The sequence below is a fragment of the Streptomyces sp. NPDC048383 genome, assembly GCF_040651775.1.
In the GTDB taxonomy this organism is placed as follows: Bacteria; Actinomycetota; Actinomycetes; order Streptomycetales; family Streptomycetaceae; genus Streptomyces.
In genome coordinates, this window is sequence record NZ_JBEZKS010000080.1 from 1 (window position 1) to 13,073 (window position 13,073).

Below are 13,073 nucleotides of genomic sequence, written 5' to 3' on the forward strand. Positions count from 1 at the left end.
AGCCAACTGCTGCTGATGGATGAGCCGTTCGCGGCCCTCGACGCCATCACCCGCGACGTCCTGCACGGCGAACTCACCCGCATCTGGGAAGAGACGAACCTGTCGGTCCTGTTCGTCACGCACAACGTCCGCGAGGCCGTCCGGCTCGCCCAGCGCGTGGTGCTCCTCTCCTCGCGCCCCGGACGGGTCGCGAAGGAATGGACCGTGGGCATTGCGCAGCCGCGCCGCATCGAGGACGCGGACGTCGCCGAGCTGTCCCTTGAGATCACTGAACACCTGCGTGGGGAGATCCGCCGCCATGGCCAGCACTGACACCACCTCCGAGGCCTCCGCCCGGCGGAAGGGCGACGACCTGGCCGGCCTGGAAGCGGGCCTCGACGCCCTCGACGCGGTCCAGACCCACCGCACGCCGATCCGTGAGGTCCTCCTCAAGAAGGTCCTGCCCCCGCTGCTGGCCGTCGGCCTCGTGCTGGTGGTCTGGCAGATCCTCGTCGCGGCGAAGGTCACCGACGAGACGAAGCTCCCCGCCCTGTCCGCCGTCTGGGACAGCCTGTCCGACATGTGGGTGAAGGGCACCCTGCTGGAGGTCGTCTGGACCAGCGTGTCGCGCGGTCTGCTCGGCTTCCTGCTGGCCCTGGCCATCGGCACCCCGCTCGGCCTGCTCGTGGCCCGGGTGAAGTTCGTCCGCGCCGCGATCGGACCGATCCTCCAGGGCCTGCAGTCCCTGCCGTCGGTGGCATGGGTGCCGCCGGCCGTGCTCTGGTTCGGCCTGAACGACGCCATGATGTACACGGTGATCCTGCTGGGCGCCGTCCCGTCGATCGCCAACGGCCTCGTCTCCGGCATCGACCAGGTCCCGCCGCTGTTCCTCCGGGCCGGCCGCACCCTGGGCGCCACCGGCCTGCGCGGCGCCCGGCACATCGTGATGCCCGCCGCGCTGCCCGGCTACCTGGCCGGCCTCAAGCAGGGCTGGGCCTTCTCCTGGCGCTCCCTGATGGCCGCCGAGATCATCGCCAGCTCCCCCGACCTGGGCCTCGGCCTCGGCCAGTTGCTGGAGAACGGCCGCAACAACATCGACCTGCCGGGCGTGTTCCTCGCGATCATCCTGATCCTCGTGGTCGGCATCGCCATCGACCTGCTGATCTTCAGCCCGGTCGAGCGGTGGGTGCTGCGCTCCCGCGGCCTGCTGGTCAAGAGCTGAGCCCCGTGTCCCGCGCCCTTCTGGTCATCGCCCACGGCAGCCGCGACCCGCGGCACGCGGCGACCGTGCACGCCCTCGTCGGGCGGGCGCGGGAGCTGCGGCCCGGGCTGCGGGTGGAGACGTCCTTCCTGGACTTCAACGGCCCGACCGTCTCGCAGGCCCTGGCCTCGCTGTACCTGTCCGGCGTACGGGAGGTCGTGGCGCTGCCGCTCCTCCTGACGCGGGCCTTCCACGCGAAGGCCGACATCCCGGCCGTGCTGACCGAGGCCACGACCCGGCTCCCGGGCCTCACGGTCCGCGTCGCGGACGTCCTCGGGCCGTCCCCGCTCCTCGTCGCGGCCCTGGAACGCCGCCTCGCCGGGGCCGGTCTCGGCCTCACCCCGGCGGACCGCGCCGGCACCGGTGTGGTGCTCGCGTCCGCCGGATCCTCCGACCCGGAGGCGATCGCAGTGATCGCTGAAATCGCGCGGGAGTGGCGGCACACCGGTTGGTGCGCCGTGCGGCCTGCGTTCGCCTCCGCTGTTCTCCCCCGCACCGAGGACGCGGTACGGGCCCTGCGCGCCGAGGGGGTCCGCCGGATCGCGGTGGCCCCGTACGTCATCGCGCCGGGCCGGCTCCCGGACCGCATCGCCGCGGGCGCGGCCGAGTCCGGCGCCGACGTGGTGGCCGACGTCCTGGGCGCCGCCCCGGAGTTGGCCCGCCTCCTGCTGCGCCGCTTCGACTCGGCCGTCTCCGCCCACCGCGCGCCGACCACCCGCTCCGCCTTGACGGCCTGAGGGCCCGACGGGGCCTGCGGGCGGCGGTCCGGGACGGGGACGTCGCCCGGCCGCCGAACGGGAGCGGGCCCTGTGCCGGGCGGTCCGGGGCTTCCGTCTCGCGGCCCGCGGCATCATCGACAAGCCGGCCCGAGCCGGCCCGATCCGGCCCGAGCCGGCGGGCGCGGGTCAGGCGCGGGCCGCGGCCTCGTCGGCCAGGGCCGTCAGGTCCTCCACGGACATGGCGCCCGGCGGCAAGGACTCGCGGGCGAAGATGTTCGCCGCGTGCCGCAGCACGTCGTTGACCGGGGTCGGCACGCCGTGCAGGCGGCCCAGGAGCGAGATCTCCCCGTTGAGGTAGTCGGCCTCCACCGAACCCGTGCCCCGGGCCAGGCTCTGCCAGGAGGACCCGCCGCGCACACCGGCGGGCTTTTCGACCTTGCCGTCCCGGACCGCCGCCTGCTCGGCCTCGGAGGCGTGGTCGATGCCCGCGGCCTGGAAGGCGGCCTTCGCCTCGCGGACGGCGCGCAGCATCAGCGCGCCCTTCGCCGGGTCCGGGTCCGGGCCGGTGGTCGCCTGGATGGCGTTGCCCAGGTTGCCGAGCAGCTTCGCGTACTTCCACCGCATGACGTCCTCGACGACGGGCGCTTCGAAGCCGGCCCGTGCCAGGTCGGCTGCGATGTCCCGGATCCGCCGGTCGGCGCCGCCGGCCGCCTTGCCGAGGTGCAGGATCCCGGTGAGCGGGGCGCACAGCGCGGAGACGACGCCCGGCTCCAGGAACGTCGCGGGCAGCCACACGCAGACCCCGTAGACGCGCGCGAAGCGCCGCAGGGCGAGGCGTTCGCTCTCGACGCCGTTCTGCGCGCACAGCAACGGCAGCCGCTGGGCCGCGGTGCCGCCGCCCTCGACCTCGGCGTCCCCCCACGCGTCCAGCGCGGCGATGGCGTCCTGGGTCTTGACCGTCAGCAGCAGCACGTCGTCGGGGCGCAGCGCGCCGAGTTCGGCGGGCGCGGTGACGACGGGCAGCCGGTGCCGCGCGGTCCCGTCGGCGGTGGTGAGCCGCAGCCCGTCCGCGCGCAGCGCATCGGCGTGCGCGCCGCGTGCGACGAGGACGGTGTCGATGCCGGCTCCGGCCAGGCGTCCGCCGAGGGTCGCGCCGACCGCGCCGGCGCCGATGATGATGTAACGCATGCCCAGAGCCTGGCACACCGGGCGTCGCGCGGTACCGTCGGGCCATGGTGGACACGGTGTTCGACGTGGGTGGGGACCTACCGGTACGGCGTCTGGGGCTCGGCACGGGCGGTCTGGTCGGGGCCGGCTACTGGGGTCCCCGGAGCGGACGGACCGAGGCGCACGCGGTGCTGCGGGCGGCGGTGGAGGCCGGGGTCACCCTGATCGACACCGCCGACAACTACGGGCCGGAGCTGGCCGAGGAGCTGATCGCGGAGGCCCTGCACCCGTACGGGGAGCGGCTCGTGATCGCGACCAAGGGCGGGGTGGTCCGGACCGGCCCGGACCGGTGGCACGTGGCGGGGCGTCCGGAGCAGTTGCGGGCGATGTGCGAGGCGAGCCTGCGCCGGCTGCGGGTGGAGCGGATCGACCTGTACCAGCTGCACCGCTTCGACCCTGCGGTCCCGATGGCCGAACAGCTGGGCGCGCTGGCGCAGTTGCGGGCCGAGGGCAAGATCCGACACGTCGGGCTGGACACGGTCTCCCCCGAACAACTGCGTGTGGCGATGGAGTTGACGCCGATCGCCGCGGTGCAGAACCCGTACAACCTGCTGGACCGTTCGTCGGCGGCGGTGCTGGCGCTGTGCGAGGCGTACGGGATCGCCTTCCTGCCGTACTACCCGCTGGGCGGCGGGGCCCTGACCCGGGAGAGCGCGGCGGCGGTGACGGCGGTGGCCGCCGCGCACGGCGCCGGCCCGGGGCAGGTGGCGCTGGCCTGGTTGCTGCACCATTCGCCGGTGCTGTGCCCGACCCCGGGCACCGGCTCGCCCGTCCACCTGGCGGAGAACCTGGCGGCCGGGGCGATCCGGTTGGAGCCGCGGGAGCTGGCACTGCTCGACGCGTCGGCCCCGTAGGGCGACCTGAGGGGGCCGACCCGAGGGGGCGGCCGTCAGGGCCGGGTGAGTTCGACGAGTTTGACGACCGTGTTCCAGTTGCGGGTGGTCACGTCGAGCCCCTTGACGACGGCGGGCTTGGCCAGGGCCTCGGCCAGTTTGGAGCGGCCCAGGCCGTCGGGGGCGTAGAGGTAGACGACGCGGTCGCCGATCCGGTACTCCTCAGGGAGGTGGGCGGCCGGGTCCACGGACCGGAAGCGGTCCTCGGCGGGCTGCTCGGAGAAGAAGGTGGCGTGGAGCTGCTTGCCCTCCAGTTCGGCGGCGGGGAAGGGGCAGGCGTCGGCGACGGCCTTGAGGTGGTCCCCGTCGACGACCAGGCACGCCACCCGGAAGCCGAAGTGGGCCTCGATGGCCGCCTCCAGTTCGCGGGCGAGCGCGTCGGGGTCCTGCCGGGTGCTGGTGAAGACGGCGTTGCCGCTCTGCAGGTAGGTCCGTACGTCGCCGTGGCCGAGCGCCTCCATGAGCGGGCGCAGTCGCGCCATGGGGACCTTCTTGCTGCCGCCCACGTTGATGCCGCGCAGCAGCGCCGCGTACCTGCGGGGGGTGTCCGGGGTGCCCGTCCTGTTCGTCATGGCGGCACCTTAGGTGCCGGGTACGACACTTCGGGTGCGGGCGTTCCGGTACGGCCGGCCGGACCCGCCCTACCGCAGTTCGGCCTCGATGAGGTCGGCGGCCCGGCGGGTGCCGCCCTCGGTGGCCATCTCTGCGCGGAGGGCTTCGGAGCGCGCGGCGACCTCGGGGTCGGCGAGCAGGCCGAGGACGGCCTCCCGGAGGCTCGTGGCGTCGGCCCGCTCCATGGGGAGGTGGCGCGCGACGCCGAGGCCGGCGAGCACGTCGGCGTTGCCGAACTGATCGACGGCCTGGGGGACGGCGACCATCGGGGTGCCGGTGGCGAGGCCCTCCTGGCTGCCGCCGGCGCCGGCGTGGGTGATGAAGGCGTCGGCCTTGCGGAGGATGTCGAGCTGGGGGACCCAGCGGTGCACCTCCGCGTTCGCGGGGATGGGGCCGAGTTCGGCCTCGTCGGTGAACTTGCCGATCTGCAGGACGACGTACCAGTCGGGGAGGTCCGCGAAGGCGTCGAGGCAGGCCCGGTAGAACGCGGGCTGCTTGGTGAAGGTGGAGCCGAGGGAGACCAGGAGGAGCTTCCTGCCCTCGGCGGCCGGCGGGCGGGTCCAGGTGCCCTGGGTGGCGCTTCGGTCGCCCTGGCAGGCCCCGACGAAGGTGTGCACGGTGGTGTCGACGCGGTCGGCGTGCGGCTGGAGCGCGCGCGGGATCAGGACGATGCCGCGGCGGGGGCGGCCGATGAAGGCGTCCGGGTCGTCCGCGATGCCGTTCTCGTCGAGCCAGGAGCGGAAGCGGGCGTAGTAGGCCCTGCCGCGTTCGGTGGCGCGCAGTGCGGCGGTCATCGGCGCGGCGACCTCCTCCTCGTAGCCGGTCCAGGCGACCAGGTTCGGGGAGAGGGAGACGCAGGGGACGCCCCACCGGCGGGCGAGGACGATCGCCGGGTAGGAGGTGATGTCGTGGAGGACGAGGTCGGGCTCGTCCCCTTCGAAGGCGGCGGCCAGCTGCGGGAGGGCTTGGACGGCGTCGTTCAGGAAGGGCTCGATGTTGTCGATGAGTTCGGTGCCCCAGGCCTCGGGCTCCTCCTCGGTGGGGAGGGTGGAGTTCCAGATCACCGGGTCGGCGCCGGTTTCCGCGATCCGGTCGGCGTACGGGGCGGGGATGGCGTAACTGACGCGGTGGCCCCGTGCGACGAGTTCGCGGATCACTTCGATGCTCGGGTTCACGTGGCCGGCGGCGGCGATGGAGAACATGGCGATGTGTGCGGGCTTGGCTGAGGTCATGGCAGGAGCATAACGAGACGATACGTCTCGTGCAACCATGGAGCCGGACGACGCCGCATCCGGATCGCCCGAGTCCGTTCACCCGGTCCCCCGGTGCGCCCGACCGCGCGCGCCGGCCTAGGATTTCGAACTTCGGCCCGATGGTGACGGGGTCAGGTCCGGGGCGTCCGGGGAGAATGCGGGGAGGTGCCGCGAGGTGCCTGGAGGAACGTTCATCCGTCGATCGGCCCGCGTCGGGAGCGGGACCGGCACCGGCACCGGCACCGCCGATCGGGGCGACGCCGGCACCGGCACCGGCACCGCCGATCGGCCCCGCAGTCGTGTCGGCAACCGGGCCGTCCGCAGGGAGGCCCGCCGCGCGGTCCGCTCCATGCCGCTGCCCCGCCCCTTCAGCCTCACCGCGCTCGTCTCCGCCATCGAGGCGGACCGCGGGCGCCGGATCGAGCTGGTGTCCGCTCCGGACCGGCTGCTCGGACAGAGCGACGTCTGCGGGCTGTGGGTGCACCACGAGCGACTGCTCCTGGACCTGATCTTCATCCCGGAGAGCATTTCCGGCTACCACCGGCAGCGGGTCGTCTTCCACGAACTCGCCCACCTGTGGTGCGACGACCCGACGACCCAATCCGGCCAGGCCGCCGCCCTCCTGCCCGAGCTGTCCCCGGAACTGACGACCCGCCTGACCGAAGCGGGCCCGTTCATGGCCCGCCACCGCTACGACACCCACGTCGAACGCCGCGCCGAGATGATCGCCGACCTGCTCCACGAGGAGGCCTTCGCCTCCGACCGGATCGAGGACGGCACCCTGCGCGGCCTCGACGACACCCTCTCCCGCCCCTTCTCCCGACCGGCCAGGAGTGGACTTGTCTGACGTCCTGACCTACGCGATCGTGCTCCTCCTCCTCGTACAGGCCCTCTGGCGGATCCCCTCAGCCCTGCGCGGTCGCACCAGCGAGCGCTCCCTGTGGGGCGCGTTCGCCGTACTGGCCTGCGCCTGGCTGCTGCGCACCGACCCGGGCCGCCACTTGGTCGACGGCCTCGGCGTGCACGACCTGTCGACCCTGCTCAAGCACTGCTTCGTGGTGGCGGGCATGTGCGTGCTGCTGCGCTACGTCGCCGCCGTCTACCGCGGGGCCGCGGCCGACGGACCGTCCTCCCGGCGGGCCCGCGTGACGGTGGCGGTCCAGCGCCACGCCGTCACCGCGGCCGTCCTGGTCATCGCCGTCATGGCGGCGGTCTTCCTGCTCGTCCTGGACCGCGGTCCGGTACCGGAGGGCTCGCAGTTCATGGCCCGGCACGCCGGCGAACCGGGCCTGGCCCTCTACATGCCGCTCTTCTACGGTTACAGCGGCGCCGTCATCGGACTGTGCGGCTACCAGTGGGCGGGCGCCGCCCGCGGGGCCGGCCGCCGGACGCTGCGGACCGGGCTCGCGGTGATGGCCGTCGGCATGGTGGCGGGCGCGCTGTACGCGGCGGTCCGGGCCGCGTACGCCGTCGTCGTCGCCTTCCGTCCCGTCCCGGACGCCGTCGCCGACTTCCAGGAGACCGCCACCGACGTCCTGCTGTACGCGTCCTTCCTGTGCTGGACCCTGGGGGTCATCGCCCCGGCCGGCCAGGCGGCGGTGAACCGCGCGCGGGCGTACCGGACGCTGGCCGAACTCCACCCGCTGTGGCGGGACCTGGCGCTGACCGCCCCGGACCTGGTGCGCATCACGCCGAGCCGGCTGCCGTCCGGGCTGCCGGCGGCGGGCCGCCTCAACACCCTGCGGGACCTGCTCGCGCACGACGCGTCCCCCCAGGTGCGGCTGGGGCGGTACGTCACGGAGATCCGCGACGTCATCCACGCCATGCGGCGCCGGGCCCCGGACGACCTGTACCAGGTGTCGCTCGAACTCGCCGAGAGCGAGGGACACGAGGGCCGGGACGCGGAGGCCGTCGCGCAGGCGTACTGGATCCTGTCCGCGCGCCTGAACATGCGGGACCCGGTCCGGGAACCGGGCGTACCGGCCGAGTTCCCGGCAGCGGGCGAGGACTTCTTCGCGGACGAGGTCCCGTGGCTGCTGCGCGTCGGCGAGGCGTACGCGAAGGCCGATCCCGCGGTCGCGGAGGAGGTACTGGAGGACTCCCGCGGGTAGCCGGGAGCGGCGGGGTGGCGAGCCCAACGTGCGTCTTGTACAGGCGAGTTCGCCGACGCTCCGTCCTCCCCTCGGCACCGCCGACCCACGCCGGGCCGACGCAGGAGCATCAACAACCGCTGCTCAACGCGGGATTGGCCGCCCGACGGACACGGCCGGCAAGGGCGTCGACGCCCCGTCCGTGTCGCCGAACCCGTTCACCACCACCGCCCACCGGCAGGCCCCGTCACCTCGGGCGCATGCCGTCGACGACGCCGCCGATGAAGTCCAGCAGTTCGGCGGGCAGGCCGTCGTCCCCGCCACGGGCCGCGATGCCGGCCAGGCCACCCCGCACCAGCCGCATGCCGCTGATGATCCGGTGCACCTCGGCGTCGTCGCTGCGGAAGAAGAGCGGCGGTACGGCCAGCGCCGCGGCGAGCGCGTCCAGGACCTCCTCGGAGGCTTCCGTCACCTCGCCCGTGCGCAGCCCGCGGACCAGGTCCTCGCTCAGCACCGCGCCCCCCGCCTTCGCGTTGCCGTGCTCGGCGATCCGGGCGTCGGTGGGGTGCGGCGCCGTGTAGGTCTCCGCCAGCAGGTGGGCGAGCTTCTCGGACAGGGTTCCGGGCAGCCCGGCCCGCGGCTCCCCCCGCGCGACGCCGGACTCCGGTTCGGGCTCCCGTACGGGGGCGGCGGCACCGTCCGACGGGGCCGGGTCGAAGGAGCGTTCCTCCGCGGCCAGCAGTTCCTCGACGCTCACGCCGTACGCCTGCGCCAGGAGCGGCAGGAACTTCTCCGAGAGCCGCCGTCGGCCCCGCTCCGCGTTCGCCACCGGACCCGCGCTGCGCGTCCCGGTGATGGCGGCCGTCTGGTACTGGGAGTACCCGGCGTCGCAGCGGAGGTCGGCCAGGTCCGGGGGCAGCGACCGGGGGAACAGTTCATCCAGGTCCGCCCCGAGCGCCTGCGCCAGGGCCGGCAGCTTCTCGCCGTCCGGCAGCGACTTGCCGCTCTCCCAGCCGACGACGGCCGGGACGGTGACTCCGAGCCGGTCCGCGACCTCCCCCTGGGTCAGGTCCGCGGCGCGGCGTACTTTGCGGAGCAGGTGTCCGTCGACGTGACGAACCGGCATGGGCTCTCCTGGGCAGGCTCGGCAGGTGCACCAACTCTAACGAGTGGACCACTTGATCGGTTCTCCAAATTTAGATAACTTCATTTCAGCGAACGGGGGTCGCTCCTCCGGGCCTGGTCCCGCGTAGCGGCGCAGGGCCTTGCCGTGGGCCGACGCGTGGGGGGACGCGTCGGCCCACGGGTCCGGGGACTTCGCGCGGGATGCGAGACTGGGCGGATTCACGACGGTCCGGACCCGGAGAACGAGATGGACGAGGCGCAGGCCAGGCAGGTACTGGAAGCAGCGGGCCTGGGCGCCGGCGCCACCCTGCTGGCGCTCGGCGAGAACGCGGTCTTCACCGCCGGGGACCTGGTGGTGAAGGTGGGCCGTGCCGACCCGGCGCTCGCCGCCCGGGCCGCACACGAACTGACCGTCGCGCACTGGCTGGAGCAGGCCGGGATCCCGGCGGTCACCGCCGCCGAAGCGGAGCCCCGCCTGGTCGCCGGACACCCGGTGACCCTGTGGCACCGGCTCCCGGACGCGGTCCGGCCCGCCGGACCGCAGGACCTGGCCGGGCTGCTGCGCCTGTTCCACGCCCTGCCCGCGCCGCCGTTCACCCTGCCCCCTCGGGAACTGCTGGGCGGCGTCGAACGCTGGCTCCGGCTGGCCGGCGACTCCATCGACGCCGAGGACGCGGCGTACCTGCGCGGCCGGCGCGACGCCTACGCGGGCGAAGTCGCCGCCCTCACGCCGCACCTGACGCCGGGTCCGATCCACGGCGACGCCCTGGCCCGCAACGTCCACGTCGGCCCCGCCGGCCCGGTCCTGGTGGACCTGGAGACCGTCTCCACCGACCTGCGGGAGCACGACCTGGTGGTGATGGCCCTGGCCCGCGACCGGTACGGGCTGCCCGCCGATTCCTACGCGGCGTTCGTGTCCGCGTACGGATGGGACGTACGGGAGTGGGACGGCTGCCGGGTGCTGCGCGGCGCCCGCGAGACGGCCAGCTGCGCCTGGGTGTCGCAACACGCGCCGACCAACCCGAAGGCGCTGGCCGAGTTCCGGCGCCGCGTCACCTCGCTGCGCGAGGGCGACACGGAAACCCGCTGGCACCCCTTCTGAGCAGGACCGCCCGCCCCGTCGGTCGATGCGCGCCCGCCCCACGCCCCTTCCCGTGGGCGACGGGGCGAGGACGTCGTGCGGGTCGGGGACGTCGTGCGCGTCGACGACATCGTCCGGGTCGGGGACCACCTCCCCGTGAAGATCATGGACGTCGATCTGCCCCGGCGCCGGATCGCCCTCCCCCACCTGCGGGCGCTCGCGCCCCGGGAAGGCTGAACCGGTCCCTCATCGGCTCCGGGGAATGAGCGGCCAGGCCGGCTCGACGACGGCCGTGGGATCCGCGGTGCGCCGCAGGTAGGCCTGCAACGAGACCGACTGGTCGGCCGCCGCGCGCACCTGGAGGGCGTGCAGGTCCGCGAGTGGCATCAGGCCGACGGGCCGGTGCTCCTCGCCCATGCGTCGTACCACGCGGGCGGCGGCCACGGCGTCGGCCTTCGCGTTGTGCGCGTCGTCGAGCGGGACCCCGTAGTGGGCGCACAGCGCGTGGAGGGCCCGCTTGCCCTTCCGGTACTTGTCCACGTGCTTGTCGATCACCAGCGGGTCGATGACGGGCGAGGGCACACCGCCGAGCCGCTCGCTGATCGACTCGACCCCGTGCCGCCGGCACTCGCGGTCCAACAGGGACAGGTCGTAGCGCGCGTTCATCACCACCAGGGGCGTCCCCGCCCGCAGTTCCTCGGCGACGGTCCGCGCGATCTCCGCTATGGCGGCAGCGGCCGGCGCCCCGTGCTCGCGGGCGTGCGCCGTCGAGATGCCGTGGATCGCCGACGCCTGCTCGGGTATCGCCACCCCCGGGTCCAGCAGCCAGGTACGTTCGGCGGAGACGGCCCCGGCCGAATCCAGGCGCACGACGGCCGCCGTCACGATGCGGTCGGTCTCGACGTCGGTGCCCGTGGTTTCCAGGTCGAAGGCGACCAACGGCCCGCTGATCCAACCCATCACGCGGCCGCCGTTCCGACGTGCGCTCGCGGTCGGCTCCGCGCCGCGCCCGGGGATCCCGGGGACGCGCCCTCGCCGTCCGGCGTCCCGCCCTCATCGGGCGTCGCGATCCGGAACTCCGCCGGCTCCGTACCGCTCGTCCCCGGGTCGTATCCGACCCGTGCTCCCCCGTGCCACGCCGCCATGACGCGCCCTCCCCCGTTTATCCGGTCAACGGGTTTCAGCCTGACACGGCCCACTGACACCACCGCCGCCGGGTCCCGCGCCGAGCCGCCGCCGGACGGATCCGGCCGCCTCCCGACCGCCCCGCGGGCCGCGGCCCGGGTCGGGAATCCGTCGGCTCCCGGGGCGGGGTCGGCCGCGTGCGCCTACGGCTCCCGGGTCACGAGACCGGGCGGGAGTCCTCCCACACCGATTCGAACTCCTCCCGGTACGTCGTGAAGAGCCCGTGGTCGGCGTCCTTCGGGACGCCGCGGCCGCCGCCGCGCAGCACCAGGACGGGGGCCTCCATGCCGCGGGCCCGGCGCAGGTACGACTGGACGACCGCGATGCCCGAGGTCTCGCCCTCCACCAGGTAGGCGGTGAAGCGCGGGGTCTCGTCGAAGACGTGGATGTCGAAGCGCGAGGGGTCCCGCAGCCCGGCGCGGACCCGGCGCACGTGCAGGATGTTCATCTCGACCGCGCGGCTCAGCTCGCCCTTGCGCAGTCCCAGCTCCCGTTCGCGGCGCTTGACGGCGCTGCTCGCCGGGTTGAGGAACACCAGCCGGACCCGGCAGCCCGCCTCGGTGAGCCGGACGAGTCTTCGGCCGGAGAAGTTCTGCACCAGCAGGTTCAGGCCTATGCCGATGGCGTCCAGCCGTCGCGCGCCCCCGAAGAGGTCCTCCGCCGGGAGCTGCCGTTGGAGCCGCACCCGGTCGGGGTGGACCGAGATGACGTCCGCGTACCGGTCGCCGACGAGGTCCTCGACCGCGTCGATCGGCAGCCGGTCCGCCGCCGGGCTGCCCGCGCCCGCGCCGAGGACCTCCAGCAGCCGCGCGGAGGCACGCTCGGCCTGCTCCAGCACGGGCCGCGACAGGGCCCGGTTGCGGGAGACCACGTTCCGGGTGACCTCCAGCTCGTCGAGGGCCCGCTCGATCTCGCGCCGGTCGTCGAAGTAGGGCTCGAAGCACGGCCAGTGCTGGACCATCAGCTCTCGTAGCTGCGGGAGCGTCAGGAAGCTCAGTACGTTGTCGTCGGCCGGGTCGAGGAGGTAGCCCTTGCGCCGGCTGACCTCGCGTACGGCGACGGCCCGCTGCACCCACTCCTGACCGGCGGGCCCGGCGGCCGCCACCACCCAGTCGTCGCCGCCGTGCACCGGTTCGTAGACGGGCCGCAGGACCGCGCCGACGACCGACCGCAGGCGCTGCTCGATCAGGTTCAGCCAGATGTAGGCGCGCCCGGCGCGCTGCGCGCGGGTACGGACCTCGCTCCACGCGTCGGCGCCCCAGTCCAGCTCGGCGCCGGCCCGTACGCTCCCGGCCTCCGGCGGGGCCAGGGACACCGTCCCGGCCGCCACCCCCGCGGGGGCCCCTCCTGGGGCATCCGCCGGGCCACCCTCGTGACCGCCGTCACCAGGGGGCAGCTCCAGACCTCCCGAGCTCACCCGTGCACCGCCTTCTGCGTCTGGACGCCCGTCTCCAGTGATCACGGAAGGGTACTCCGCGCGCGCGGTCCGATGCAGCCCGAAGCGGCCGCCGGGTGAGCCCATGCCCGGTGCTCCGACGGCCCGTTGACTCATTATGTGATGCGCGGACTGTCCGTTGACCCGCCTATCAGCTCTCCGGGTCACCCGGTAGGAGCATCCCAAGTCCACGCGTGGAGACCCTCTTTCGGG

General features: G+C 74.0%; 13 protein-coding genes and 1 pseudogene. 8 read left to right on the forward strand and 6 right to left on the reverse strand.

The genetic code is table 11. The annotated features are described in order from the left end of the window. The 3 genes and pseudogenes from AB0D46_RS35100 to AB0D46_RS35110 form a co-directional block, all read left to right on the forward strand. Positions 1–312 (forward strand): annotated as a pseudogene (locus AB0D46_RS35100) (ABC transporter ATP-binding protein); the annotation flags it as partial. After that, positions 299–1,201: an ABC transporter permease gene (locus tag AB0D46_RS35105; protein ID WP_362883673.1), complete on the forward strand. Its 903-nt coding sequence runs from the start codon at positions 299–301 to the stop codon at positions 1,199–1,201. The pseudogene AB0D46_RS35100 and the gene AB0D46_RS35105, both read left to right, overlap by 14 nt. A gap of 5 nt (positions 1,202–1,206) precedes the next feature. Continuing rightward, positions 1,207–1,977 (forward strand): sirohydrochlorin chelatase, encoded by a 771-nt coding sequence (locus tag AB0D46_RS35110; RefSeq protein ID WP_362883675.1) that lies wholly within the window; start codon positions 1,207–1,209, stop codon positions 1,975–1,977. Positions 1,978–2,145: 168 nt separating this feature from the next. Here the strand turns inward: AB0D46_RS35110 and AB0D46_RS35115 are convergent, their stop codons facing one another. Further along, complete coding sequence (locus AB0D46_RS35115) at positions 2,146–3,147, reverse strand: 2-dehydropantoate 2-reductase N-terminal domain-containing protein (RefSeq protein WP_362883676.1); 1,002 nt, start codon at positions 3,145–3,147, stop codon at positions 2,146–2,148. Between the two features lie 44 nt (positions 3,148–3,191). On the opposite strand from AB0D46_RS35115, the gene AB0D46_RS35120 reads away from it, so the two are divergent. Next, the gene (locus AB0D46_RS35120; protein WP_362883678.1) at positions 3,192–4,040 is read left to right on the forward strand and encodes an aldo/keto reductase; all 849 of its coding nucleotides are present in this window, start codon (positions 3,192–3,194) and stop codon (positions 4,038–4,040) included. A gap of 35 nt (positions 4,041–4,075) precedes the next feature. Here the strand turns inward: AB0D46_RS35120 and AB0D46_RS35125 are convergent, their stop codons facing one another. Together AB0D46_RS35125 and mgt are read right to left on the reverse strand one after the other, a co-directional pair. Next, positions 4,076–4,651, reverse strand: a complete 576-nt coding sequence (locus AB0D46_RS35125) for a DUF1697 domain-containing protein (protein WP_362883680.1) — start codon at positions 4,649–4,651, stop codon at positions 4,076–4,078. 69 nt (positions 4,652–4,720) lie between these two features. Continuing rightward, positions 4,721–5,923, reverse strand: coding sequence for a macrolide-inactivating glycosyltransferase (gene mgt, locus AB0D46_RS35130; protein ID WP_362883682.1), 1,203 nt, complete (start codon positions 5,921–5,923; stop codon positions 4,721–4,723). 196 nt (positions 5,924–6,119) lie between these two features. Here mgt and AB0D46_RS35135 point away from each other — a divergent pair, with 196 nt between their 5' ends. Both AB0D46_RS35135 and AB0D46_RS35140 read left to right on the forward strand, forming a co-directional pair. Next, entirely contained in the window at positions 6,120–6,791 is a 672-nt protein-coding gene (locus AB0D46_RS35135) for a hypothetical protein (RefSeq protein WP_362883684.1), read from the forward strand. Continuing rightward, positions 6,784–8,055, forward strand: coding sequence for an MAB_1171c family putative transporter (locus AB0D46_RS35140; protein WP_362883686.1), 1,272 nt, complete (start codon positions 6,784–6,786; stop codon positions 8,053–8,055). The genes AB0D46_RS35135 and AB0D46_RS35140 overlap by 8 nt, the downstream gene beginning before the upstream one ends. Positions 8,056–8,281: 226 nt before the next feature. Here the strand turns inward: AB0D46_RS35140 and AB0D46_RS35145 are convergent, their stop codons facing one another. Further along, the gene (locus AB0D46_RS35145) at positions 8,282–9,160 is read right to left on the reverse strand and encodes a helix-turn-helix transcriptional regulator (protein ID WP_362883688.1); all 879 of its coding nucleotides are present in this window, start codon (positions 9,158–9,160) and stop codon (positions 8,282–8,284) included. 246 nt (positions 9,161–9,406) lie between these two features. Here AB0D46_RS35145 and AB0D46_RS35150 point away from each other — a divergent pair, with 246 nt between their 5' ends. Together AB0D46_RS35150 and AB0D46_RS35155 are read left to right on the forward strand one after the other, a co-directional pair. Continuing rightward, entirely contained in the window at positions 9,407–10,261 is an 855-nt protein-coding gene (locus AB0D46_RS35150) for an aminoglycoside phosphotransferase family protein (protein ID WP_362883690.1), read from the forward strand. A 75-nt stretch (positions 10,262–10,336) separates the two neighbouring features. Then, positions 10,337–10,477, forward strand: a complete 141-nt coding sequence (locus AB0D46_RS35155) for a hypothetical protein (RefSeq protein WP_362883691.1) — start codon at positions 10,337–10,339, stop codon at positions 10,475–10,477. A 9-nt stretch (positions 10,478–10,486) separates the two neighbouring features. Here the strand turns inward: AB0D46_RS35155 and AB0D46_RS35160 are convergent, their stop codons facing one another. Together AB0D46_RS35160 and AB0D46_RS35165 are read right to left on the reverse strand one after the other, a co-directional pair. Further along, positions 10,487–11,200, reverse strand: a complete 714-nt coding sequence (locus AB0D46_RS35160) for a 3'-5' exonuclease (protein ID WP_362883693.1) — start codon at positions 11,198–11,200, stop codon at positions 10,487–10,489. A gap of 382 nt (positions 11,201–11,582) precedes the next feature. Further along, positions 11,583–12,842, reverse strand: coding sequence for an SAV2148 family HEPN domain-containing protein (locus AB0D46_RS35165; protein WP_362883695.1), 1,260 nt, complete (start codon positions 12,840–12,842; stop codon positions 11,583–11,585). Positions 12,843–13,073 lie beyond the last annotated feature (231 nt).